Genomic DNA, 23,550 nt, shown 5'->3' on the forward strand with positions numbered 1-23,550 from the left:
GCCTTCGGGCGCTGTTCTGCGTTTCGGTGCATGCGCTGTGTGGCTTATTCGGGCACGGCGCGCCAGCCACGACTGTCCTGCTGCAGGTTCAGAATGGCTGGGTGTAAGGCCTGGGACTGCGCGTGGCCAATACCGGGGAACGCTTCAAGCACACGGGGGTGCGTAGCCCACGGCGCCAGTTCAAGGTGGTAGCTGTACACCGCGCGACCGCGCACGAACGGCGGCGTGGTCGTTGTCCACTCGGTGACGGCATCCAACGCCTTGCGGCCCCAGCAGATGTCCTGCAGGGCCCGCGCCTCGGTGCCCATCAGCGTGGGTTGTTCGATGCTGCGCGTATGCAGATACGGGGTGGCAGCGTCCGCTGGAACATAGCGGATACCCATGACCCGATGGCCGTCCGCCAATGGATCCAGCTCCATCTCTTCGGACAGCAGCAATCCAAGTGCAGCCAGTGCGGCCGCCTGGCGGGCCTGTGGGCCTTCCTGGACGACATCAAGCGGCCATTGTGTGAGCCCCAGGCACAGCAGGTCGTCACGCTGCAGTGCGGCGCGCACGATGGGCGTGGGATCAGCATCGGAAGCGAGGTGTGCGGTCACGAGCAACGCCGCGCTGCAGGCCAGCGCAAGCAGTGCGCAGCGCCGAGGTTGGGCACGCATGGGTGCCTCCGGAAGCAAGAGTCAGCGGCGATGCTAGGTGTTGCGGCCGTTCGCTGAATTAGGACCGGTCCGGAATTGAAGCACCGTGGGCGTGCAGTGGCTTCGTAGCGTTGAGCGTGCTCGACGGCTTTTCGCGTGGAGCAGTCGAGCAAGCTCGACTCTACCGGTGGGGTTTTGGCGTGTGGCAGTCGAGCAAGCTCGACTCTACGGGCGTTCGGCGCTCAGGCGATCGTAGAGGCGGACCAGGTCGACCAGGGTGCGTGCGCCCAGCTTGCGCATCAGTTGGCCGCGCCGGACCTTGACCGTGATTTCGCTGACGCCCAGATCGGCGGCGATCTGTTTGTTCAAGCGGCCGGCAACCACGCCCTGGGCGACCTCGCGCTCGCCGGCGCTGAGGGTAGCCCAGCGTGCCTGCAGGGCGGCCGCTTCGCTGTGCTCGCTACGGCGCTGCCGGTCCTGCGCGATGCCTTTCTGGATGGCATCCAGCAACTGCTGGTCGCGGAACGGCTTGGTCAGGAACTCCAGCGCGCCGTCCTTGATGGCGTTCACACCCATGGCGATGTCGCCGTGGCCGGTGATGAACACCACCGGCAGGTGCAGGCCGTGGGCGGCCATCTGCCGGTGGAAGTCCAGGCCGCTCTGGCCGGGCATGCGCACGTCCAGCACCAGGCACGCCGGCGCATCGTCGCGCGCCGCGTCCAGGAACGCCTGGGTTGAAGCAAAGCTGCGCACCTGCAGCCCCATCGAGGCCAGCAGATCCTCCAATGCCGCACGCACCGAAGCGTCGTCATCCACGACGTAGACCACGGCATCGGGTTCAGTCTGCGCGGTGCGGGTCATGTGCGGCGTCCTCCATGGCAGGCAGTTCGATGATGAAGCACGCGCCGCCGCCACTGGCGCGCTCGGCGTGGATGCGGCCGCCATTGGCTTCCAGCATGCTGCGGCTCAGGCTGAGCCCCAGCCCCAGGCCGTCGGGCTTGGTGGTCCAGAATGCATCGAACACCTGTTCGATCGCTTCGCTGGGCAGGCCGGCGCCCCGGTCGCGCACGCTCAGGCGCACGTGCTGGTCGCGGGCGTGGGTGAGCACCGACAGGCGGCGCTCGGGCAGCGGCGTGTTGGCCATGGCTTCGATGGCGTTCAGCAGCAGGTTGCCGATCACCTGCTGCACCTGCACGCGATCAGCCAGCACCGTGGGCAGGGCCGGGTCGAGCAGCGTGGCCACGGTGATGTGCTGGCGCTCCAGTTCGGCTTGCGACAGGGCAAGCATGTCCTGCACGGCCTGGTTCAGGTCGAACACTTCGCGCTGTGGCGCAGCGCCGCGGGTCAGCCCGCGCACCCGGGCGATCACGTCACTGGCGCGGTGCGCGTCGGCCAGGATCCGCGCCAGTGCCTGCTGCGCCCGCTCCACGTTGGCCGGCTGTTGGGCCAGCCAGCGCTGGGCGGCCTCGGCACTGCTTGCGATGGCGGCCAGCGGCTGGTTCACTTCGTGCGCGATGGACGTGGTCAGCTCGCCCACGGTAGACGCACGGGCCACCCGCAGCAGCCGCGTCTGCGCGTCCTGCACGGCGGCCTTGGCCGCTTCCATCTTCAGCGACAGATAGGTGGTGATGCCGATGACCAGGATGCCGATGGCGGTGTTCACCAGCCCGATGCGATAGGCCCCGGCGCGGGTGAGCAGGAAGCTGGCGATGGTCAACGCGACGCAGGCCAGGGCCAGGCCCAACAGGGGGCGGGGCAGCAGCCGCCGCGACATGGCCAGGATCAGCGCGGCGTAGAAGCAGGCGGCAGCGACGGCATAGTCGCTGAAGGTGTCCACCAGGAAGATCGCCGCCATCGCGACGATCAGGGCCAGGTGGGCCAGCGGGCGGCGGAGCGGGGGGCGGGGCATCGGCAACGGTTCCCGGGCGGGCAGGCGCGAGGATAGCAAAGCGGGCTGGGGGCGCTGGTGGGGCGCGTGCACGTCATTCTTCCAGAGTGGCATTCCAGAACCCCTGCAACATGCCCGGTTGCGCCGCCAGTTCGGCCAGTACGGCGTCCAGTTCGGTTCCATCGACGGTGGTGGCGTAGAGCACCGCTTCGATTTCCACGTCGCGCTCGCCGAACGGGCGCTGGTCCACCGCACGCACCGGGTACTGGGCCTGTTCCAGCAACAGCAGCAGACGGTCCAGCACCTCGGCCTGCTGCTCGCGCTGGCACACCACGTTGATGGCGTAGGTTGCTTCGCTGAAGGCTTCCGGCAGCGGCTGGCGCTGGATGCGGTTGACCACCGGCCGCAGCAGGGTGTTCGAGGCGAGGACGAAGACGGCGGCCAGCAACGCTTCGGGGAACAGCTTCAGCCCTGCACAGGCCCCGACCGCGGCCGAACCCCACAGCGTGGCGGCGGTGTTCAGGCCCGATATCTGGGCGCCGTCCTTCATGATGGCGCCGGCACCGAGGAAGCCCACGCCGGAAATCACGTAGGCGACCACGTGCAGCGGCGAAGGCGTGCCGCCGTGCAGGCCGTGATAGCGCACGGCCAGATCGACGAATACCGCGGCGCTCACCGCGACCAGGGTGTTGGTACGCAGACCGGCGGTGCGCTGGCGCACCTGCCGTTCCAGGCCGATGGCGCCACCCAGCACGAAGGCGGTGGACAGGCTGAGCAGGGATGCCAGGGTGGCGCCGGCATCGAATGTCGGCAGGTGCAGATCGAGGTTCATGGGGTGTAGCCCTCCACGGATCGGAGCCGGTCATGAGTGATGAAGCACGAATGCGGCGACGCACAGCTGCAGGCGGACGCGCGGGCTGCTGCCGATGCACAGCGGCTTCATGGTTTCGCGCAGCGGCGCGGGCAGGTGGCGAAGTACGGTGATGCGTTCGCCCATGGGCAGCAGCGAAAGGGCGTCGGCCACCACGCGCGGTGAGCCCAGCGCCAGCGCACGCGCGAACAGCACCGGGCCGTGCTGCAGCAACTGGCTGCGCAGCGCTGGTACTGCGCGTTCGCCGATCAGACGGCGCAGGGTGATGTAGAGGATCTTGTAGGACATGGGCGGGCTCCGGGCAGGCGATGCCCGCAGCCCCGGTCACGCAACGTGATGCGAACCGGTTGCCAGGCACCAGCAGAGAGGGACAAGGGGGCAGGGCGCGCGCGCAGCGCACCGGACAGGATCGGGATCCATTTTCGACTCCGCAGTGGATGCAGGCCGGTATTGTCCGCCGCCGGCCGTGCCCGGCCTAGAGGCCCGTGGTACAGCGCGGGTATACGTGGGTATAGCCGCGCGTGCGAGGGGGGCGGGGTTTTCGTAGCGTCGGGCTTGCTTGACGGCTTTTGGCGTGCGGCAGTCGAGCAAGCTCGACTCTACGGGTGTGCGGGGTGGGCGCGGTGTGCGGTACGGGCGTGTCGGGGTCAGCCGGCGTGGCCGCCGAGGGCGGCATCGGTGGCGCGGATCAGTGCATCGGTGGTGGCCGCTTCGGTGGCGCTGTGGCCGGACAGCACCATCTCCAGCCGCGCTTCGGGCCAGGCCTGGGCCAGCTCCCAGGCGCTGCGCGCGGGGCAGATGATGTCGTAGCGGCCCTGCACGATCATGCCGGGCAGGTGACGGATGCGATCGATGTTGCGCAGCAGCTGGCCGTGTTCCAGGAATGCGTTGTGGCGGAAGTAATGCGCTTCGATGCGTGCCTTGGCCAGGGTCTGCTGCGGGTCTTCATCGGATACCGCGTTGACGTCGTGCAGCAGGGTGGCCGCGTTGTCTTCCCAGCCCAGCCAGGCCTGCGCGGCGGCAATGCGAACGGAGAGGTCCGGGCTGTCCAGGCGCTTCCAGTACGCCGCGATCATGTCGCCCCGTTCGTCTTCGGGAATGAAGGCCTCGTAGCGTGCCCAACGCTCCGGGAAGATCCAGCGGGCGCCGCCGTCGGCTTCGGCGAACCAGCGGTTTTCTTCAGCACGGCCCAGATAGACCCCGCGAACGATCACCCCGGTGGCGCGCTGCGGGTGCGCCTGCGCATAGGCCAGTGCCAGCGTGGACCCCCACGAGCCACCGAATACCAGCCAGCGCTCAATGCCCAGGTGAACGCGCACCTGCTCGATGTCGGCCACCAGGTGCGCGGTGGTGTTGTCGCGCAGTTCGCCAAAGGGCGTGGAGCGGCCACAGCCACGCTGGTCGATCAGCACGATGCGGTAGCGGGCCGGGTCGAAGAAGCGGCGGTGCACCGGCGAAACGCCCGCACCGGGTCCACCATGCAGGAACACCACGGGCTGGCCCTGTGGGTTGCCGCATTCTTCGATATGCAGCGTGTGCAGGGCATCCACGGCGAGGCTGTGCTGGCGGTAGGGTTCGATGGACGGATACAGGGTGCGCATGGCGGTGCCTCACGTGCAGGACGCACAAGCATAGCCAGCCGTGGCAAGATTTTGGGGCGTAACCAGGAACCCAACACCCATGCAGGATGCAACCACAGCCCCGACCACCGTTCCCTACGTGCTGCCCAGCGGCGCGCGTGAGGCGTTGAAGTGGCTGGCGCTGCTGTTGATGACCGGCGACCACGTGGCCAAGGTGGTCTATGGCGGCTACCTGCCGCTGGTGAGCGAGCTGGGGCGTATCGCGTTTCCGCTGTTTGCGGCGGTGATGGCCTGCAACCTGGCCCAGCCCGGCGCAGACCTGGGCAAGTCGATCCGCCGCCTGGCGCTGTGGGGCGTGCTGGCGCAGCCGGTGCATGCCTGGGCATTCGGCGGCTGGCTGCCGGTGAACATCCTGCTGACCTTCGCCTTGGCGGCGCTCGCCATCCAGGCGCTAGCACGGAATCGACCGTGGTCGCTGTTGCTGGCCGCGGGCGTGCTGCCATTCTTCGTGGATTACCGCTGGGCCGGCGTGGGGCTGGTGCTGCTGTGCTGGATCGCGTTCCGCCACCGGGTGTGGTGGCTGCCGCTGCCGGCGCTGGCCGCAGTGTGCTGGTTCAACGGCAACGCGTGGGCGCTGCTGGCGGTGCCGGTGCTGTGGCTGATGGCACGCTGGCCCTGGTCCATTGCGCGCACGCGCTGGTGGTTCTACGTGTACTACGTCGGGCATCTGGCGGTGCTGGCGGCATACGCGCAGCTGCTGCGCTGAGCGGCTACTGCGCGTGGCTGCCGGCAAGATCGCTGCTGTACTGCAGCACTTTGCCGTCATGCTGCAGCGGAACGACCTGTACGGGCTGGCCGACCAGCGCTGCGGCCAGCCGCCGTGCAGCGTCGTCGGCATGCTGCAGTTCGGCCGGCGGCAGCGACAGCTGTACGCTGCCATCGGCGTGCTGGTGCACGACGAATCGTGACAGCGGCAACGGCGCCAGCGCATGGGTGAGGTCGATGTTGTTGATCCACTGGCCCTGCGCGGTGCGGTAGCGCAAGGGGCGGCGCCCCTGCAGCCCGACAATCATCGGGGTGTCACCGGCCATCGTCAATGCGCCGCGATCGCCGGTGCGGTAGCGCAGCAGTGGCAGGCAGAAGTTGAAGCCGCCGCTGAGCGTGATCTCGCCGGTCTGCCCGAGCGGTAGTGCGGTGCCCTCGGCATCCAGGATTTCCACGTACATGCCCGGCTGCAGCAGCACGTGGCCGCCGGCCTCGGCATCGAACACCGCCAGCGGCCCAGCCTCGTTCATGGAATACAGATCCAGCACCGGGCAGCCGAAGCGCTCGGCCAGCTGGGCACGCAGCCCGTGCGACAAGGCCATCGACACCGACAGCAGCGCACGCGGGCGGTGCTGCACCGGCAACTGCAGCAGGGCGGCGAACGAGATCGGATCGCCAGCGATCACCTCCGGCTGCATCTGGTCGATGTAGCGCGCACGATCATCGGGATGGCGCCAGTCGTCCGGGTGCAGGTTGATCTTGGCCAGCCCCGATTCGCCCATGCTGGGGGTGACCGACACATAGGTGAAGCAGCGCTGCTGCATGCCCAGCAGCATCACCCCCATCTGCCCGGCGCCGTGCTGCAGGGTGAGGCCGAAGCGGTGCAGCGCGCGCTTGTGGTAGGCCAGGTAGCGCGCGGCCACCACCGGATGCGAGGGCAGCACCAGCGGATGACCGGTGGTGCCGGTGGTGCGGAAGTTGATCATCCGCTGCAGCGGCACCGGGTCGGGCACGAAGCGGGCCACGTCGGCGGCCAGGTCGCCGCGGTGCACGCTGTGGATGTCCTGGAACGCTGACGGGCGACCCAGTGCCCGGTAATGCGGCACCTGGGCGAAGGTATCTGCCACAAACGCGTCCAGCCACGGCGGCGGACTGCCGGGGTGCCAGTCGAACCGCGCCTGGGCGATGTCGCGTTCGTAGCGGCGCAGCGCGGCCACTTCATCGGCCAACAGACGGTTGCCGCTGGCGTTGCGGAACAGCGGCGCGGCCGGGTGCTCGCGCATGTGCCGCAGCATCGCGCGGCCGGCATCGCTCAGGGTCGGGTAGCGATCGGCATCGGTCGGTTCGGTGTTCATCGCCGCCGGTTTACTCGCGCGTCCACTTGTCGGCCGATTCTTCGGCGGCCTTGCGCGCCAGCGCCTCGCGGATCGCACGGGCGCGCGCCTCGGTGGCGCGGCTGGCGTCGAGCAGGCGCTGCCGTTCCACCCCGCTGATGCGGGCCAGGCGGTCGGCGGCCTGGGCGGCGGTTTCCCCGTCCGGCAGCAGGCCCAGGCGGGCAATGGTGGTGCGCGCCAGTTCTTCGCGGCGGTCGGCCTCGAACACGAACTGATCGGCCGGGGCGCTGGCCGCCAACGCGGGGATGGCGTCTGCGAACAGGCCTTGCCAGCGCTCCTTCTGCAGGGCGATCTGCTGCCAGTGCGGGTCGGCCATCAGCCAGGCGGTAACGGCGGCCACGCTGAGCTGGTTGGCGCCCACGCCCGGGAGATCGCCGGACAGGGTGGCACGCAGTGCGGGCGGCAGGTCCAGGCCGTGCTGGGCGAACACATCGCCGACCACGGCTGCCACATGCACGCCGCCCTGGCCCGCACGGCGCGGCACGGCGAGGAAATCCGGCGGGGTTTCCAGCAGGCGGCGCAGCAGGACATCAAGGTCGGGGCCAGCGGTCATGGTCATGTTCCGAATTTTGCAAACACCTGGGTGGAAGGACAATCACCGCAGACCGCGGCCGGCGTCTGCAGGCGCTGTTGCCGCAGCCGCTCGCGCAGCGTATCGAGGTCGTCGGGCTGGCGCAGGTCGCGGCTGTCGATGGCGTGGGTGTCGACGGTGAAACTGCAGGCGCCGATGCGGCCGTGTTCGTCGATGAACAGGGTCGGGCGGCGGGCCTCGCAATCGAGCACCGGCAGCGCGGCGCCGATGGCGCTGGCATGGAAGCGGTCCAGGTAGGCCGGCTGGGCATGCAGCTGCACGCCGCGCTCGGCCAGTTGAACGGCCAGCGCGGGCAGGGCATGACGCAGCTGTGCCACATCGGCGGCCGTCAGCGCGTGCTGGCGGTGAAACAGCGGGCGGTCGCGGCCACCCAGCTGGTTGAAGGTGATCTCATCCACGCCCCACGCGGCCAACTGCAGGCACAGATCGGAGAAGTGTTCGAGGGTGGGGTCCATGAGCACCACGTTGGCACGCAGGCGCGGCCGGTTCTGGTTGTCGCTGGGGCGTAGGCCAGCCAGGGCGCGGATGGCCTGTTCCAGCCTGCGCGCACCACCGGGCCAGCCGCGCAGCGCATCGTGCACGGGGCCCGGGGCATCGATGCTGAAGGTGATCTCGTCGAAGGCCTCGGCCAACGCCTGCGCAGCACCCGGTTGCCAGGCGCGGGTGCCGTTACTGGTCATGCTGATCCGCAGGCCCTGTCGACGCAGTTGCTGCGACAGCGGCAGCAGGCCGGGCCAGAGCAGCGGCTCGCCACCCAGCCAGCTCAGCAGTACCGGCTGGCCGCTGCGCTGCTGGTAGCGCACGAACAGGCCCGCGACACGCTCGACTTCAGCGGCCGGCATGTGCACGCGGGGCTGGCGGACACGGCGATCGTAGGCACAGAACCCACAGGCCAGGTTGCACAGCGTGGTCAGCCGCCACAGCACGATCACGGTCGTGGACCGGCCGGGCCCGGCGCGTAGTGGCGCTGGGCAAAGGCGCGCGCGAACTGCAGCAGATCGGCCATGTCGCGCACTACGTGGATATCCCAGCCGGTGTCGCGCGCGCGCAGCAGGTCGGCGGTCCAGCCGGTGGCCGCGGCATCGGCCAAGCGTGCCGGCAGTGGGCTGTACAGGTTCAGCGCCATGGTGCCGCCGCCGCGCGCGGCCTGCAGCGCGTGGCGGGCGATGTCCCAGCCGCTGCCACCGCGCTCGTCCTGGTCGAACATGGTGGTGATGCCGTCGTCGGAGATGTGCAGGATGTGCACGGCGCGGTCGCGCGGCGTGCGCGCGGCATAGGTGTCGCGCAGACGATGGATCGGGAAGGCGGTGGCGCCGCCGAAGTACCCGGTCAGCACGTGCAGGATGGGGTCTTCGGCGCGCACGAAGCCATCGGTATGCAGGTGCTGGTGGGTGCCGCTCCACAGCGTGGCCTGCACGCGCGCGCCGGCCCGCAGTGCCGACAACGCAATGATGGCACCGGCCAGGGCCAGGTAGGAGGTGTGCTGCTGCGGGTTGGGCATCGAGCCCGAGCTGTCCACGTAAAGATCCAGATCAATCGGTTCGGTCGCCGGCTCGCGGCCGGGCGCGAGCCCGTACACCCGCTGCACGGTGGTGACCCCGGGGATGAGGTGCGGCGATTGCAGGACCGACTGCAGCCAGTCCACCGCATCCAGTGCATCGCCCGGCTCCCACGGTTCCAGGCCTTCGGGCAGTGCTTCCAGTGCCTGCGGCTGTGGCGCGCTGGGGTAGCGGATCAGGTGCGGAAGCGCGCGTTCGCGGTAGTAGCGGATGGCGATCTGGTGGTCATCCAGATCCAGCCCGGCCGCGCGCAGGATCTGCCCGTATTCGAACGGTTCGCGCATCTGCCCGCGCGAGGTGGCGGCCGCCGTATCCTGCGGTGCTTGCGCTGGGCCCGCTTCATCGGCCTGGCCGGTGATGAGCGGGTCGTGTGCCGGGTGCAGGACCGGCGACAGCTCATCGTCATCCAACTGGCCCAGGCCCGCTGGCTGGCTGCCGTGGCCGGCGTGCCGGGTGTCCATCAGGGCGTCCAGCCGTGCATCGGTCTGCGCCTGCAGCAACCAGGGCAGCAGCAGGGTCGCAAAGCGCGTGGCACCGGCCATCCAGTCGTTGGCGTAGACGCGCACCACCCGCGCGCCCAGCCACGCATCGGCGTGCACGGCCGCATCGTCCGGGGAGCCGCCCAGCGCGCCTCGCGGCTGCTGCCACAGTTCCTCGTAGATGCCCATGTACAGCTGCCAGACCGTGGATGCCGGCTGGGTGGCCGCCTGCGCCAGGCGCCGGTAGATGGCATCCATGTGCAGGCCGTTCTGGCGCTGCAGGCGGTCGTTGATGAGCAGGTCGGTGTAGAGGTTGGCCACCATCGGCGCGTGTGCTTCCAGCGTCGGCAGCGCGCGGCGGATGCGGGCCAGCATGCGCGCATGGTCGCTGGCGGTGGCCGGGGCCAGCACGTGGTGGCCGATCTCGTGCGCCAGGATCTCCACCGCATAGGGCTGCAGGCCGAGCTGCTGCACCTGCTCAAGATCAATCACGATGCGCTGGTCGGCCAGGCGGATGGCGGCGAAGCTGCCGGTCAAGCCCTCGGCAGCGGCCTGCACGTGCGAGTCGCACAGGCGCGGGTCCTGCAGGCGGGTGAACCGGCTCCAGGCGGCCAGTGCCTGCGGCCACGCCTGCTGCCAGGCGAGCAGGGAGCCGGGAAGCGGTGGCGGGTTCATTGCGGTGGCAGCACGCGCAGCGCATGCGACCAGGCCGAGAACAGGACGATGCCGGCGTCACTGGCCACGGCCTGCACCTGATGGCGCGCAGCCGCGTGCGGCAGATGCTGTTCGGCCAGGCGCGCGGCGGTGGCAGCCGGCAGCGCACCGGCCGGCGCCGCATCGAACTCTTCTGCATGGGCCGGAAGCAGGGCGGCACCGAAGGCATCGGCCAGCAGCAGGAAGTGTTGTTCGCCGCTGCGGATGACAAAGCCCTGCGGCGTGGCCCGCACCAGCGGAGGCGTGCTGAACGACCCACCAAGACCAGTGAAGGCGCCCGTGCTGTGGCCGACCGCGGCACTCGGCGCTGGGTGGTACCAGCGGTCGGCGCGCAGCCGCGCGGGCAGGTCGTCCACGCTGACGGCAGGGGCGCCGATGATCGCGGTGGTCACTGCGAGCGGAAGGCTGTCCAGTTGCTGCAGTACCGGCTCACGCAGCTGCGCCATGCCCGCGCGCCAGGCCGCCAGTGCGCCCAGGTCGCGCAGCTGCTGCACGTTGCTGCACTGCGCACCGTGTGCGGCCACGGTGGCAATCCACGCGTCCACGCGTACGCCGGGTTGCTCGGCCATGCGCAGTACGGCGTTGGCCACGGTACCCAGCACCGCCTGCGGTTCACGCCGCAGCAACGGTGCCAGCGCGGGCGCCAACGTGCACCAGGCCGCATCGACCCAGGGCAGGCGCGCACGCGGCCCGGCCTGGCCATGGGCCACCAGCTGCAGCCCCAGTTCGAAGGCCACCTCGCACACCTGGGCGGTGCACGCCGGGTCTTCGCCGTCCACGGCCTGGCACAGCGTATCCAGGGTTTCGTGCACGAACTGACTGAACGCGGCCAGGTCCAGGCTTGGCCAGCGGTGGCGTGCATCGGCCACGGCCTGGTTGAACAGCGCACGCCGCGATGCCAGCAGCGACGCCAGAGTGGGCGACACCATCTCAGCGCGCCCGCAGCCAGTGCAGGTAATTGGTGTAGCGCTGGTGCAGGTACTTCAGTTTCAGCAGATCGTCGTACAGGTGGCCGTACAGCTTGCGCCCCTTCACGCGCTCTTCCACCAGCCGCTCGATGCGGGTCAGGCGCTTGCGGGTCTCGCCTTCGCCCAGGCCGTCCAGGCCCTGCGCGAACTGCTCGGACAGCGCGCCCACCGGATCGTCGCGGTCCAGGTCCAGGCGGTCGTACTCGGCGGTGGACGCATCGAACAGCCACCGCAGCCAGCCCAGGTGGTCGCTGCGGTAGGCGGCGTTTTCCGGCAGCGCGAAGAACGGTGCATCCGGGTCGGGCTGCAGCTTGTCGTTCAGCACGAAGGGCAGCACCTGGCGCACGTCGTCCAGGGCCACGGTGGTGTTGCCGCGGAAGTAGGCCATGGCCTTGGCGAACATCAGCAGGGTCATCAGGTTGCGCACGGACAGGCCGTTGCGGGTCTGGCAGCCCAGGTCCTTCATGCGGTCGCGGCCGCTGTCGGCGGCGGTCAGCTGTGCCCAGTCGGCGCCGGCCAGGCGCGCGGTGTCCTTGGTCATGTATTCGAACTGTGCACCGGCGGTTTCCATCAGCTCGAACTGGCTGCTGAAGAATTCGATGCGGCGGCGCACATCCTGCGGAACCTCGACCGCGCGGATTTCCTGCAGCAGCTGGTCACCCTCGGCTTCGGTGAAGATGATGTCGCGCGGCACGACTTCTTCGGGGCGGATGTCCTGTTCGATGCGCAGCAGCATCTCTTCCAGGAAGCGCGGGTTGAAGGCCAGCGCCTGCACGACCACGTCGATGCGGTCGCGCAGGGCCTCGATCACCTGGTAGGTGCCGCCGCCGCGATCGTCGTTGGCGGTCAGGTACCAGGCCGATTCGGGGCATTCGTAGACGTGGTTGAGGATTTCGGCGTAGTTGTCGCCCATCACCGTGAGCAGGGCGCTCTGGGTGCGGGTGGGAATGCGGTTGTACTCGTCGATGATCTTCACCCGCATGCTCAGCCAGCTGCGCCAGGCGATGCGGATCTGGTTCATGTCCTGGGCGGCGACCAGGTCGGCCGGCAGCGGGTTGCCAAGCAGATCGGCAATGGTCATCTGCGGGTGGCCGTGCTGCATGGCGCGGCGCACCTCGCGCACCGGGTAGCCGGCCAGCACGCCCATCAGGATGGCGCTGGCGGTCTTGCCACGACCGGGCCCGCCCACGAACAGGCACTTGCGGCGGGTGGCGAAGGTCAGCAGCGGCAGCAGCACGTAGCTGGAGTAGCTCTGCGCCGACGGCAGGGTGAGCGGACGGCGGCTGTCACCCACGTTGAACCGCGGCGAGGGACCGTCGTGGTATTCGATGTCGTAGTGCGGGCTGATGATCGCGTTGTTGACGATCCAGAAGTAGGCCTGGCGCAGCTTCTCGTCCAGCGCCAGCGGGGCCGCAGCGGCATCACCGGGCAGTGCCACCGGGCCCGCATACAGTTCGGCCACATCGAAGCTGCGTGGCGCCGGCTCGGCGCGGGGATTGGTCGGCGCCTGCGAAAGACGCTGGAACAGATTGAACGGGGGCACGCAGATCCTTGGGTGACGGCCTGCCGGGATTGTAGAACGGCCGCGCACAACCTGCGCCCCGTGGCTGGGGAAACATGGGGGAAACGTCGACTGGGTAGGGTCGGTTGGGGATGCGCGACCGGGCATGGCCGATTGGAAATGGGCGATTGGGTATGGCCGACTGGAAATGGCCGACTGGGAATGGCCGACTGGGAATGGCCGACTGGGAATGTCCGACTGGGAATGGCCGACTGGGTAGAGTCGACTGTTAGTCGACTATCGCGCGCAGCGCGGGTTTTGCGGCAGCCCTGGGAAGAGCAGTCGACTAACAGTCGACTCTACCCCGTCGTCGCCGTCCCGTCGTTGCCCCCCAGTCGTGGCCGTCCCGTCGTTGCCCCCAGTCGTCGCCGTTCCGTCGTCGCCCCCAGTTGTCGCCGTCCCGTCGTTCCCCCCAGTCGCCGACGTGCCGTCGTTGCCCCAGTCGTCGCCGTCCCGTCGTTGCCCCCCAGTCCGCGCCATCCGTCGCCGGGGCCCAGTCGACGCCATCCGGCTGCCGCGCCGATCTACAATGGCCCATGGCCGCTTCGCCCACCCTGGACCAGTTGCGCCGCTATGCGGTGTCACGCACCTTGTTCGCGCCCACTACGCTGATGGCGGCGATCCGTCGCCTGGGTTTCGTGCAGGCCGATCCGATCCGTGCGCCGGCCCGTGCCCAGGACCTGACCCTGCGCCACCGGGTGAAGGATTACCGCGCCGGTGACCTGGAGCGGCGCTACGCGCGATTGCCGGTGGAAGAAGACTGCCTGGTGAACTACGGCTTCCTGCCGCGCGAGCACGTGGCGCTGATGCACCCGCGCGTGCCCAGGCGCGCCTGGGATGCGGCCACCCGGCGCCGCGCCGAGCAGGTGCTGGCGTTCGTGCAGGCGCAGGGTGCGGTCCACCCGCGCGAGGTGGACCAGGTCTTCGCCCATGGACGGGTGACCAATTACTGGGGCGGCACCAGCAACGCCAGCACGCAGCTGCTCGATGGCATGCACTACCGCGGGCTGCTGCGGGTGCAGCGGCGTGACAGCGGCACGCGCATCTACGCACCGGCGCTGCACGCGCCGCTTGATGCCGATGGCCTGACCGCGCAGCAGCGTGCCGAGGCGTTGCTGGCCCTGGTGGTGCGCAAGTACGCGCCGTTGCCGGCTGCCAGCCTGACCTATCTGGTGCGGCTGCTGGGCTACGGCGCTCCGCACCTGGCCGCGCCCCTGCAGCAGGCGCTGCGCGAGGCGCGTTCGCAGTTGGCCAGTTGCACGGTGGATGGCACGGTCTGGTTCTGGCCAGCTGACGAGAACCCGCGTTCGCGACGCCACGCAGTGGATGAGGCCGTGCGCCTGCTGGCGCCATTTGATCCGGTGGTCTGGGACCGTCGCCGCTTCGAACAGCTGTGGGGCTGGGTCTATCGGTTCGAGGCCTACACGCCCGCACCCAAGCGCCGCTTCGGTTACTACGCGTTGCCCCTGCTGTGGCACGAGCAGGTCATCGGCTGGGCCAATGTGACGGTGGTCGGCGGCCAGCTGCTGCCGCAGTTCGGCTACATCGGTGGCGCCGCCCCGCGCGGTGCGGCCTTCAGCAACGCGCTGGACGATGAACTGCAGCGCATGAGCCGTTTCCTGCTGGACTAGCGTCCTCCATCGCCATGGCTGGCACCGCGCGGCGACCGGCGCACGCGGGCTCGCGCGCGGTACAGATGGTCATCGGCGCGGTGGATGGTATCGGCCACGCTTTCGCCGGGTACATGCTGCGCTGCGCCCATCGAGAAGGCGCAGGGCGAATCGCTGCAATGATCGTTGTACCAGCGCTCCAGCTCCTGCAGGCGTGCCGGGTCCGGGTGGTTGGACACTACCAGGAATTCATCGCCACCCAGCCGCACCACGGCCTCGTCCTTGCCCAGCGGCGTACGCAGGAAGGTGGCGAAGCTGACCAGGATCGCATCGCCGCGGCGATGGCCTTCGTTGTCGTTGATCTGCTTGAAGTGGTCCAGGTCGAACACCAGGCAGGCCCAGGCCTGCCCGGCCTGTGCTTCCAGGGTGTGCAGGTAGCGCCGGTTGTTGCACTGGGTAAGCGGGTCCTTGAAGGACAGTTCGCGCAGCTGCTGTTCCTGGGTGCGCAGGGCGGTGACATCCTGCGCGTGGCCCAGCACATAGGGCGGCTGGGCTTCCGAATCCAGCACGTTGTGGTAGGCCCAGTAGCGCCGGGTGCCATCGGCAGCGATCAGTTCAATCACGCCCGAATCGGTGTGGTTGGCGCCGATACGGCGCAGATAGGTGGCAAATTGGTCCTGCTTGTCCTCGGGCATGAACTCGCCCAGGCTGCGGCCGACCACGTGCGCTTCGTCGTAGCCCAGCGACTGCATGGCGGCCGGGTTCACCGAGGTGAGCGTGCCATCCAGCGTATGGGTGCAGATCAGGCCAAGGCTGTAGTGGAACAGGCGCCGGTAGCGCACTTCGCTGGCTTCCAGCGCATCGCGGGTGCTGCGTTCCTCGCTGATGTCCTGGATGGCGCCGACCAGCCGCTGGCGGCCTTCGACGATCTGCCGGTTGCCGACCACGCGCACCCATATGTCGCGCCCGTCGGCGGTGGTCATCGGCAGCTGCAGTTCGTACGGCGTGCCTTCGTCCACGCAGCGCTGCACCGCCGTCTGGATGATGCCGCGGGTGTCGGGCCGGTAGAAGGAGAGGGCGGTGGCGAGCGTCGGTTCGTAACTGGAACGCACGCCGTGGATCTGCTTGGTTTCGCGGGTCCAGCGCACCTCGCCGGTGGCCAGCTCCAGTTCCCAGCCACCCACGCGCGCGGCGGTGTTGGTGCGCTCCAGGAAATCTTCGCTGCGCTTCAGCTCGCGGTGCAACACGCGCGCTTGTTCCACCTGGGCCAGCAGCGCGCTGCGTTGTTCCAGCACCTGGGTGGTGACCCGGCCCAGGTGCACCATCAGTTCGCGCTGCGAGGGTGAGAGCACGCCAGGCAGGGTGTCGAGCAGGCACAGCGTGCCGATCTGTGCACCGTGCGCCGTTTCCAGCGGAATGCCAGCGTAGTGGCGGATGCGCGGCCCGCCCAGCACCAGCGGGTTCTGCTGGAAACGCGGGTCCTGGCGCGCATCGGCAACTTCCATCAACCCCTGCTGCTCGATGGCGTGGGTGCAGAAGGAGATGTCACGCGGCGTTTCGCAGGTGCCTTCCAGACCGATGTTGGCCTTGAACCATTGCCGATCGTGGTCGACCAGCGAGATCAGGCCGGTCGGCATGCCGGTGGCGGCGCGCGCGGCCGCCACGATGGCGTCGAACACGGGTTCCGGTGCGGTATCCAGCACCCCCAGGCGATTCAGTTCTTCAAGTCGGGCGACTTCATCCATGGCAAGCGGGTGCTGTGTAGGGAAGTGTGGTGCTGCGACCTGCGGTCCGATCCTGACAATGAACGGGTTATGCTGATGCGCAGACCAGTGAAGCGTGCGTCAATGCGGGGTACTGGCGTATTGACGCAGTTCACGAAGGGCCCAGCGGACCCTAGGAGCCGGGTGCCACCAGGATCGCCGCATCCAGCACCGGCAACGCCTGCGGCGCCTGCCCCGAGGAGGCGACCAGGCGGATTTCCAGCGTGGTGCTGCCGCCCGCGGCCGCCGACAGCCCGCTGAAGGCCGCCAGTTTCTGCGGTAGCGGCACCGCAAACGTGGTCGGATGGCTGTGGTCCATGCCCGGCATGCTGGGGCCGAAGAACGACACCGTGCCGGCATAGTACGGACTGTCCGCATCCACGCTGCGCACCCCGGCCGGGGCGTTCACCAGCACGTCGAATTCGCGCGCGTTCTGCAGGCCGTGGGGGCGTTCCAGGGTGACTTCGGCAATCAACTGGCGCGGCGCGGTGGCGGCCAGGTGCGCACGCACCGCCGCGTGCGGTACGGCCACGCGCACCGCATCCTGCGCACGGGTACCGCGCACCAGCGTTGCTTCGGCGGCAGCGGGAACAGCGGCTGCAGTCGCGCTGGCCACCGCGCTGGTGCCAGCACCGTAGGCATAGTCGTAATCGAAGGCCTGGGTGGTAAAGAAGTCGCGCGCGGTCTTGTTGCCCACCGGCCGGCCCTGGGCATCGACGAAGAAGCGGAAGGGTTCGCGCATGAACTGTTCGCGCGTGGCCGGATCGGTGGGCATGATCGGGCGGCCGAAGCGTTGCTGCTGCTTGGTCCAGACATCCCACAGGCGATCCATGTTGGCGTGGTGCAGATAGAAGATCGGATCCAGCGGCGACAGGAAGTTGGTCATGTTGCCGTAGGGGCCGGGATCGACCGCACCGACGCCGCCAATGCAGTTGTGGACCTTGTTGTGCGGGAAGCCTTCCAGTACCGAGAATTTCGTGGCGCCGTCGGGTTGCAGCACGTGCGAGGCGGTGCGCGAACTGGTGAAGCTGCGGCTGATGTCGGGGTTGTTGAAATCCTGCGGTGACAGGCCGGCGCGGATGGTATCGGGCGATACCGCCGAGGCGGTCTTCGGGTCCAGCTGCGGGTGTTCGGCCCACAGGTAACGGGCGCCGCAGGTGACCGCGTAGGCGGCATTGCCGGAAATGCCGGTCTGTTCCTTGGCGTTGTAGCCGGTCACATCGTTCCAGACATCGTCCATGCTGTTGTAGCCGCGCAGCGACAACTGCTTGCGCTGCTCCGGGTCCAGGGTGGCCCAATAGCGCTGCAGGGCCGGTTTGATGAAATCGGTGAACACCGCCAGGTTGCGGGTGTAGCGCGAATAGGCCGCGTCGGTGGGGGTCAGTACGCTCTCGAACATCGACGGTGGAATCTTCGGCAGGTCGGTCCAGTCCCAGTACGGCATGGCGAACTGCGGATCGCCGCTGAGGCTGCGGATGGTCTGTTCGAAGTAGCCCACATAGCCCCGGTGCCAGACGTAGAACCACCAGTTGCCGTGCGGGCAGTCCATCAGGTGTACGAAGGCATTGCGGAACCAGTTGCGTGGATCGTCCGGCGGCAATGCCAGCATGGCGCGGATGCCGCGCGCATAGCTGGCCAGCATGCGCTGGCCCTGCGGGCTGGTGACGTTGTAGCGCTGGAAGCGCGCCGCACCGGCTGCAGCGGTGGCGGGTACATCGTCGGCCAGTGCCGCCGGCGCCAGCGAGGCCAGCGATGCACTGGCGGTGGTTGCGAGAAAATCACGTCGTGTGAGGCGCATGGCATCCTTCCTGGTGTGTGGTGGAACCGCATGGGGTCGCACAGCACGGCAGGGGCCGGCGGCGTGGCCGCGGGCCCAACGGATACATCCCGTCCGTTGCCTGCCCGTTGCGGTCGCGCAGCGGCAACCGGGGGCAGGCGGCCGTAGTATAGGCACCGCCTGCGGCCCGGTTCTGGGCAACGGGGCACACTCGGAACGACGCTGCGCCGGTTGTCAGCGCGAGCCCTGGGGGTTCAGGTAGAGACGGGCGCCATCGGCAACCCGGCGCCCTGACCAGCGGCCGCTGCCGCTCTGGCGGAAGCGCGCGATCACCGTGTTGTTGGTATCGGTCAGCAGCAGGTCGTTGCCCGACAGCAGCCAGCGGTTCACCGAGAACACGCCATCGGGGCAGCCGGCCGGTACCCAGGCGCCGTAGCCACCGAACCAGGTGCTGTCCTTCAGTTCGATGGTGCAGCTGTTGCCGCCTTCCTGGCCCAGGGTCCAATGGCCGAACAGATCGCGTTCGTCCACATCGTCGCGCCGGTGGCGTGCGTCGTGCCCCCGGTGCTCACCCCAGTCGTCGTCAGCGCCGTCGTCGATGCTGATGTCGATCTCGCTGCTGCTGCTGCTGCTGCTGCGTGTCTGAGTGGTCTCGCTGGAGGTGGTCTGCGTGGTGGTGCTCAGTTCGCCCACCGGTGGTGGGGCGTCCTGCGCGGCGGCGAACAGGGGGCCTGCCAGGGCCAGGCTGGACGACATCAACAGCAGCACGGAACGGGTGCGGATGACCATGGTCGGTGCCTCGAGGGGAGCGGCGGAAGGGCGCGCGCGCCCAGCCTGGCCCCGGCCCTGCATCGGAGGCGTGAACTAGCCGGTCTGTGCCAGTGCAACCCGCACCCGGGTGGCCAGTTCGTCGATGGTGAAGGGCTTGCCAATCAGCTGCACGCGCGCATCGAGCACGCCGTCGTCCACCAGCGCATTGCGGCTGTTGCCGGTGGCGTACAGCACTTTCAAGCCGGGGCGCCGGGCCAGCGCCTGCTCGGCCAGCTGGCGACCGTTGACTTCCGGCATCACCACGTCGGTGAACAGCAGGGCGATGGACGGATGGGCATCGAGCAGGGGCAGGGCGCTGGCGGCGCCATCGGCGGACAGCACGTCGTAGCCCAGCTCGGTCAGGGCATCGACCGAAAAGCGGCGCACCGCCTCGTCATCGTCCACCACCAGGATGCGCTCGGCGCCCCCGTCAGGCGGTGTGGCCGGGCTGCGTGACGGCGGCCGCGCCGACGGTGCCGCTTCGCCCAGCAGGCGCGGCAGGTAGACGCGCACGCAGGTGCCAGCGCCGGGGCTGGACTCCAACGCCACATGGCCCGCCGACTGCTGCACGAAGCCATAGACCTGAGACAGCCCCAGTCCCGTGCCCTGGCCCACGTCCTTGGTGGTGAAGAACGGATCGAACGCGCGCGCCTGCACGTCCGGGGCCATGCCGGTGCCGGTATCGCTGACCGCGATCAGCACGTAGTCGCCTGCAGGAATGCCGGGATGGGACGCCGCGTTGCCGATGTCGATGCGGCAGTTGCCGGTCTCGACCTTCAGCCGGCCACCACCGGGCATGGCATCGCGGGCATTCACGGCCAGGTTCAGGATCACGTTTTCCAGCTGGTTGGCGTCGGCGTGGGTCCACCACAGGTCGCGGCCCAGCAACGTTTCCAACATGATGCTGCTGCCCAGCGAATGCACCAGCAGGTCGCTCATGCCGGCCAGCAGGTGGTTGCTGTCCAGGGCGACCGGTTGCAGCGGCTGCTGCCGCGAGAACGCCAGCAGGCGCTGAGTCAGCTGCGCTGCACGCTGGGCACCATCGAGCGCCATTTCAATGTAACGGTGGGCGCGGCTGTCGCCACTGTCGATACGTAGTGCCAGCAGGTCCAGCGGGCCGATGACCGTGGCCAGCATGTTGTTGAAATCGTGCGCGATGCCGCCGGTCAACTGGCCCACCGCTTCCATCTTCCGGCTCTGCCGCAGGGCATCTTCCACCCGCAGGCGTTCGGCAACTTCGGCGTGCACGCGTGCTTCCAGTTGTTCGTTCAATTCCTGCAGGCGCGCATCGGCGGCCTTGCGGCGGGTGATGTCGATGGCCACGCCCAGCATGCGCACGCATTGGCCGTGCTCGAAGATGCCGCGGCCCTTGGCGGCCACCCAGCGCACGATGCCGTCTTCCTTGCCGACGGTGCGGTATTCCACATCGTAGCTGGCGCGCCGGGCCGGATCCGCGGCCGCATCCAGTGCGGCCAGGGTGGCGTCGCGGTCGTCGGGGTGCAGGCCGGCGCGGAAGTCATCCATGGTCACGTGCGCGCCGGCGGACATGCCGAACATGGCCTTGGTGCGAGGCGGCCAGATCAGTACGCCACGCACCAGGTCCACATCCCAGAAGCCCTGTTCACTGGCTTCGGTGGCCAGGCGCAGGCGTTCCTCACTGTCGGCCAACGCGGCTTCGGCGGCCTTGCGCGCCGACAGGTCCAGCATGGCACCGATCATGCGCAGGGGCTGGCCCTGTGCATCGCGCAGCACGGCACCGCGGTCCAGTACATCGGCGTAGCTGCCATCGGCGCGGCGGAAGCGGTACTCGTCCATCCAGGCACTGCCGTGGCCGTCGATCACCGCATGGATGCTGCTGTCGACCCGCGCGCGGTCGTCGGGATGGATGTGGTCCAGCCACCATTGCGCCGTGGAGGTCTTTACCGCGTGGCCGAACAACGCGCTGACTGCTTCGTTCCAGATCACGTGGCCATCGGCCATGCGCCAGTCCCACACGGCATCGTTGGTGGCCTGTGCGGCCAGCCGATAGCGCTCTTCGATATCCAGGCGTTCGGCTTCGGCGGCCTTGCGGTCGGTTATGTCCAGCGAGGTGCCGACCAGGCCGATCACCGCGCCGTCGGCATCGCGCAGCGGCGCCTTGGTCGACAGCCACCAGGCCTGCCGGCCATCGGCGAAGCTGATCTTTTCTTCCAGCTGTTCGGTGCGGCCACTGGCCATGATGCGTTCGTCGGTGGCCATCACCGCGGCGGCCTGCGCGGGGTCGCCCAGCAGTTCGGCGTCGGTGCGGCCCACGTATTGCTGCGGCGGCAGGCCGATCAGTTCGGTGGCGCCATGGTTACCCATCAGCAGTCGGCCCTGACGGTCCTTGGCGTACATCACGCCGGGCGCGGCTTCCATGAACGAGCGCAGCAAGGCCTGTGCCTGGTCGCGCTCGGCCTGCACGCGCAGGCGCTCGTCAATGTCGATCAGCACGCCAGGAAAACCGGTGGCGCGGCCGCTGGCATTGCGCTCGATCCGGCCGATGCCTTCCAGCCAGTGGTACTGCCCGTCCTCGCCACGCGCCCGGTAGGGGTGGGCGAAGCGGTCGCCATCACGCACGGCGGCGTCGATGGCGGCGGTCAGCCCGGGCAGGTCGTCGGGGTGGATGGCGCCCAGCACGTCGTGCAGCTGCATCTTCTTCCCGGCCAGTGCCGGGTCCAGGCCGAACGCGCGGGCCAGGTAGGCATCCACGGTCAGCTGGTCGTTGGTTACGTCCCAGAACCAGGTGCCGACGATGGCGCCGGCAGCCAAGGCCATGTTCACGCTGGCCGCAGCACGTGCCGCAGGGGAATCGTTGGGGGGTGCAGCGTTCACGGCGGTCTCGGCAGGTAAAGAATGGGCCCCGGCCGCCAGCGGCAGGGGCGCCAGTCTAGATCAGCCGGGTGTGGTCAGGGCGTGGTGCCCGGTGGCCCGTTGCGGTCGGGATCGGGCGCGACCCGTGCCACCCGCTTGCGGTAGTCATGCACGTTGTCACCGCGCACGCGCCGTTCCTGGGTGCCGGTGATGCTGTCCACCCGCCGGTCCGAGCCGGTGACCGGCTTGGCGTCGATCTCGGTTTCGTGTTCGAAGCCGTGCGATTTGTCGGTGTTGCGGTAGTAGCGGTACAGCGCCCAGTACAGCGCCGTGGCGCCTGCCGGGCCTGCGGCCAGCAACCAGAGACCAGCGTCATCACTCATGTCGTTGCCACCAGGAAGGCGATTGCGAGGGCTTCGATGATCGTGCCGGTGGTGAGCGCGGCCAGCAGCAGCTTCCACTGCTGCACCGGCACGCTGCCCATGGTTTCACCGGTGCGGCCGTTCACCGCGATGTAGTGCAGCATGCCGCCGTTGCGGCCGGGCTGGTGGTAGGAATACAGCCAGACCGGCAGGTACATCGCCACCCAGCGGGTACCGTGCACCTGCAGTTGTTCCTGTTCCCAGCGCACGCCGCGGTCGTAACGATTCACGCTGCGCTCCACCTGCGCGCGGGCAATGGACAGCAACTGGTCTTCCAGCCGCGGCCGCAGCTTTTCCACGTCCAGATCGCGCTTTTCCGAGGTGAAGCCGGCCAGGTAGGAAGCGTTCCACTTCACCGCGTTCTTGGTATCGAACGGCAGGATGGTGTTGATGATGTTGTTGGTGTTGGCGCGGGTGTCCAGGTTGCCGCGGTCGGCAGAGGACTTCAGGGGCAGATCGTCCACGGTGAAATCCACCTGGCGTTCCACCTGGTAGATGTCGGCGTCGTAGTAGGTCTGCTTGTTCTTTTCCGTGCCGCGGGTGTATTCGCGGGTCTTGATCTCGCCCTTGCCGGCCACTGCCGCGCTCACGTTGCCGTCCACGATCATGTAGGGCAGGTACACGCCCACCACGTTTTCCGGGGTGAACTGGTCCTTGAACGCCTTCAGCGCGAACATGCGCCGCTTGTCCACGAACTGGCGGATGCGGGCGACGGCATCGTCCTTGCTGATATGGAACGGCAGCACCGCGTCGGGCACCGCGCCGTTGGCGATCTGCTCGTTCACCCCGAACACGTGCCGGCACCAGTGGCAGCGGGCGGTCATGGTGCTTTCGGTATTGACCGTCACCTCGGCGCCACAGCCGGTGCACTTGAAGGTCATCAGTGCCGACAGGTCGGCATCGATGTCGCGCGCGCCGCTGGCGATCACCGTGCCGCGAAGCTCGCCGATGGCCTCGCCCAGACCGAAGGCTTCCTCCACGCGGGCGCCGTGCCATTCGTGACGGCAGAACTGGCAGACCAGGATGTCGGTGCCCAGGCGTGGCCGGATATCGGTGGCGCCACACTTGGGACAGCGGTTCAGGCCGTCCTTCAGTTCGTTGGCCGAGGTGTCGATGGCCAGCGGGTCGGGCGCCTCGATCTCATCGCGGATCGCCTGCGGAAGTTTGGAGGTGTCCAGCGGGAAGCTGCCGGGCGGCGGCGGGACATCCTGCGGCGAGCCGGGGCCATCCAGCGCCGCCCCGGGCAGGGGCGGCGGCGTGGGTGCGGCGGGCGGCACGGGGGGCAGGGGCGGCGGGCTGTTGCGCGGATCGGACATGGTGATGGTCGGTC

Annotated in this window: 20 protein-coding genes; 2 read left to right on the forward strand and 18 right to left on the reverse strand. The window is 68.7% G+C overall.

Annotated features, from left to right (window positions below; genetic code table 11):
• Positions 1-44: 44 nt before the first annotated feature.
• The 6 genes from G4G00_RS10560 to pip form a co-directional block, all read right to left on the reverse strand.
• Complete coding sequence (locus tag G4G00_RS10560; protein WP_159093974.1) at positions 45-656, reverse strand: hypothetical protein; 612 nt, start codon at positions 654-656, stop codon at positions 45-47.
• Between the two features lie 204 nt (positions 657-860).
• The gene (locus G4G00_RS10565) at positions 861-1,496 is read right to left on the reverse strand and encodes a response regulator (RefSeq protein WP_108753211.1); all 636 of its coding nucleotides are present in this window, start codon (positions 1,494-1,496) and stop codon (positions 861-863) included.
• On the reverse strand, positions 1,474-2,544 hold the full coding sequence (locus G4G00_RS10570; RefSeq protein WP_108753210.1) for an ATP-binding protein: 1,071 nt from the start codon (positions 2,542-2,544) through the stop codon (positions 1,474-1,476). The genes G4G00_RS10565 and G4G00_RS10570 overlap by 23 nt, the downstream gene beginning before the upstream one ends.
• Positions 2,545-2,617: 73 nt before the next feature.
• Positions 2,618-3,355, reverse strand: a complete 738-nt coding sequence (locus G4G00_RS10575) for an MgtC/SapB family protein (RefSeq protein ID WP_164273270.1) — start codon at positions 3,353-3,355, stop codon at positions 2,618-2,620.
• 30 nt (positions 3,356-3,385) lie between these two features.
• A complete protein-coding gene (locus tag G4G00_RS10580; RefSeq protein WP_108753209.1) occupies positions 3,386-3,682 on the reverse strand; it encodes a hypothetical protein in 297 nt (98 codons plus the stop codon).
• Between the two features lie 359 nt (positions 3,683-4,041).
• Positions 4,042-4,995 carry a prolyl aminopeptidase gene (gene pip, locus G4G00_RS10585; RefSeq protein ID WP_108753208.1) on the reverse strand — a complete coding sequence of 318 codons (954 nt, stop codon included), beginning with the start codon at positions 4,993-4,995 and terminating at the stop codon, positions 4,042-4,044.
• 79 nt (positions 4,996-5,074) lie between these two features.
• On the opposite strand from pip, the gene G4G00_RS10590 reads away from it, so the two are divergent.
• Positions 5,075-5,740 carry a TraX family protein gene (locus tag G4G00_RS10590; protein ID WP_164273273.1) on the forward strand — a complete coding sequence of 222 codons (666 nt, stop codon included), beginning with the start codon at positions 5,075-5,077 and terminating at the stop codon, positions 5,738-5,740.
• Between the two features lie 4 nt (positions 5,741-5,744).
• On the opposite strand, the gene G4G00_RS10595 is transcribed toward G4G00_RS10590, so the two are convergent.
• Genes G4G00_RS10595 through G4G00_RS10620 form a run of 6 tightly spaced genes read right to left on the reverse strand, consistent with a single transcriptional unit; the run spans position 5,745 to position 12,988 of the window.
• A complete protein-coding gene (locus G4G00_RS10595; protein WP_164273276.1) occupies positions 5,745-7,094 on the reverse strand; it encodes an AMP-binding protein in 1,350 nt (449 codons plus the stop codon).
• Between the two features lie 10 nt (positions 7,095-7,104).
• Positions 7,105-7,686 (reverse strand): hypothetical protein, encoded by a 582-nt coding sequence (locus G4G00_RS10600; RefSeq protein WP_164273279.1) that lies wholly within the window; start codon positions 7,684-7,686, stop codon positions 7,105-7,107.
• Positions 7,687-7,688: 2 nt separating this feature from the next.
• Positions 7,689-8,657 carry a radical SAM protein gene (locus G4G00_RS10605; RefSeq protein ID WP_164273282.1) on the reverse strand — a complete coding sequence of 323 codons (969 nt, stop codon included), beginning with the start codon at positions 8,655-8,657 and terminating at the stop codon, positions 7,689-7,691.
• A complete protein-coding gene (locus G4G00_RS10610; RefSeq protein ID WP_164273284.1) occupies positions 8,654-10,438 on the reverse strand; it encodes a VWA domain-containing protein in 1,785 nt (594 codons plus the stop codon). The genes G4G00_RS10605 and G4G00_RS10610 overlap by 4 nt, the downstream gene beginning before the upstream one ends.
• The gene (locus G4G00_RS10615) at positions 10,435-11,406 is read right to left on the reverse strand and encodes a hypothetical protein (protein ID WP_164273287.1); all 972 of its coding nucleotides are present in this window, start codon (positions 11,404-11,406) and stop codon (positions 10,435-10,437) included. Before G4G00_RS10615 ends, G4G00_RS10610 begins: the two co-directional genes overlap by 4 nt.
• Before the next feature lies 1 nt (position 11,407).
• On the reverse strand, positions 11,408-12,988 hold the full coding sequence (locus tag G4G00_RS10620; RefSeq protein ID WP_108753202.1) for an AAA family ATPase: 1,581 nt from the start codon (positions 12,986-12,988) through the stop codon (positions 11,408-11,410).
• A 554-nt stretch (positions 12,989-13,542) separates the two neighbouring features.
• Here G4G00_RS10620 and G4G00_RS10625 point away from each other — a divergent pair.
• Entirely contained in the window at positions 13,543-14,637 is a 1,095-nt protein-coding gene (locus tag G4G00_RS10625) for a crosslink repair DNA glycosylase YcaQ family protein (RefSeq protein WP_164273290.1), read from the forward strand.
• On the opposite strand, the gene G4G00_RS10630 is transcribed toward G4G00_RS10625, so the two are convergent.
• The 6 genes from G4G00_RS10630 to G4G00_RS10655 form a co-directional block, all read right to left on the reverse strand.
• On the reverse strand, positions 14,634-16,361 hold the full coding sequence (locus tag G4G00_RS10630; protein WP_164273293.1) for a PAS domain S-box protein: 1,728 nt from the start codon (positions 16,359-16,361) through the stop codon (positions 14,634-14,636). The genes G4G00_RS10625 and G4G00_RS10630 overlap by 4 nt on opposite strands.
• 151 nt (positions 16,362-16,512) lie before the next feature.
• Positions 16,513-18,177 carry a tyrosinase family protein gene (locus G4G00_RS10635; protein WP_108753199.1) on the reverse strand — a complete coding sequence of 555 codons (1,665 nt, stop codon included), beginning with the start codon at positions 18,175-18,177 and terminating at the stop codon, positions 16,513-16,515.
• Positions 18,178-18,390: 213 nt separating this feature from the next.
• Positions 18,391-18,945, reverse strand: coding sequence for an AprI/Inh family metalloprotease inhibitor (locus G4G00_RS10640; RefSeq protein ID WP_234414500.1), 555 nt, complete (start codon positions 18,943-18,945; stop codon positions 18,391-18,393).
• 75 nt (positions 18,946-19,020) lie between these two features.
• Positions 19,021-21,819 carry a PAS domain-containing protein gene (locus tag G4G00_RS10645; RefSeq protein ID WP_240336122.1) on the reverse strand — a complete coding sequence of 933 codons (2,799 nt, stop codon included), beginning with the start codon at positions 21,817-21,819 and terminating at the stop codon, positions 19,021-19,023.
• Positions 21,820-21,893: 74 nt separating this feature from the next.
• A complete protein-coding gene (locus G4G00_RS10650) occupies positions 21,894-22,181 on the reverse strand; it encodes a hypothetical protein (RefSeq protein WP_108749726.1) in 288 nt (95 codons plus the stop codon).
• Positions 22,178-23,536 (reverse strand): TFIIB-type zinc ribbon-containing protein, encoded by a 1,359-nt coding sequence (locus tag G4G00_RS10655; RefSeq protein ID WP_164273296.1) that lies wholly within the window; start codon positions 23,534-23,536, stop codon positions 22,178-22,180. Before G4G00_RS10655 ends, G4G00_RS10650 begins: the two co-directional genes overlap by 4 nt.
• Positions 23,537-23,550: the final 14 nt, after the last annotated feature.

The organism is Stenotrophomonas sp. B1-1 (genome assembly GCF_010894375.1).
Lineage (GTDB): Bacteria > Pseudomonadota > Gammaproteobacteria > Xanthomonadales > Xanthomonadaceae > Stenotrophomonas.

Bases quoted from the DNA above. Each gene is read 5' to 3' on its own strand.
- G4G00_RS10560 (WP_159093974.1), bottom strand. From the start codon at position 656: ATGCGTGCCCAACCTCGGCGCTGCGCACTGCTTGCGCTGGCCTGCAGC.
- G4G00_RS10565 (WP_108753211.1), bottom strand. From the start codon at position 1,496: ATGACCCGCACCGCGCAGACTGAACCCGATGCCGTGGTCTACGTCGTG.
- G4G00_RS10570 (WP_108753210.1), bottom strand. From the start codon at position 2,544: ATGCCCCGCCCCCCGCTCCGCCGCCCGCTGGCCCACCTGGCCCTGATC.
- G4G00_RS10575 (WP_164273270.1), bottom strand. From the start codon at position 3,355: ATGAACCTCGATCTGCACCTGCCGACATTCGATGCCGGCGCCACCCTG.
- G4G00_RS10580 (WP_108753209.1), bottom strand. From the start codon at position 3,682: ATGTCCTACAAGATCCTCTACATCACCCTGCGCCGTCTGATCGGCGAA.
- pip (WP_108753208.1), bottom strand. From the start codon at position 4,995: ATGCGCACCCTGTATCCGTCCATCGAACCCTACCGCCAGCACAGCCTC.
- G4G00_RS10590 (WP_164273273.1), top strand. From the start codon at position 5,075: ATGCAGGATGCAACCACAGCCCCGACCACCGTTCCCTACGTGCTGCCC.
- G4G00_RS10595 (WP_164273276.1), bottom strand. From the start codon at position 7,094: ATGAACACCGAACCGACCGATGCCGATCGCTACCCGACCCTGAGCGAT.
- G4G00_RS10600 (WP_164273279.1), bottom strand. From the start codon at position 7,686: ATGACCGCTGGCCCCGACCTTGATGTCCTGCTGCGCCGCCTGCTGGAA.
- G4G00_RS10610 (WP_164273284.1), bottom strand. From the start codon at position 10,438: ATGAACCCGCCACCGCTTCCCGGCTCCCTGCTCGCCTGGCAGCAGGCG.
- G4G00_RS10615 (WP_164273287.1), bottom strand. From the start codon at position 11,406: ATGGTGTCGCCCACTCTGGCGTCGCTGCTGGCATCGCGGCGTGCGCTG.
- G4G00_RS10625 (WP_164273290.1), top strand. From the start codon at position 13,543: ATGGCCGCTTCGCCCACCCTGGACCAGTTGCGCCGCTATGCGGTGTCA.
- G4G00_RS10630 (WP_164273293.1), bottom strand. From the start codon at position 16,361: ATGGATGAAGTCGCCCGACTTGAAGAACTGAATCGCCTGGGGGTGCTG.
- G4G00_RS10635 (WP_108753199.1), bottom strand. From the start codon at position 18,177: ATGCGCCTCACACGACGTGATTTTCTCGCAACCACCGCCAGTGCATCG.
- G4G00_RS10640 (WP_234414500.1), bottom strand. From the start codon at position 18,945: ATGGTCATCCGCACCCGTTCCGTGCTGCTGTTGATGTCGTCCAGCCTG.
- G4G00_RS10650 (WP_108749726.1), bottom strand. From the start codon at position 22,181: ATGAGTGATGACGCTGGTCTCTGGTTGCTGGCCGCAGGCCCGGCAGGC.
- G4G00_RS10655 (WP_164273296.1), bottom strand. From the start codon at position 23,536: ATGTCCGATCCGCGCAACAGCCCGCCGCCCCTGCCCCCCGTGCCGCCC.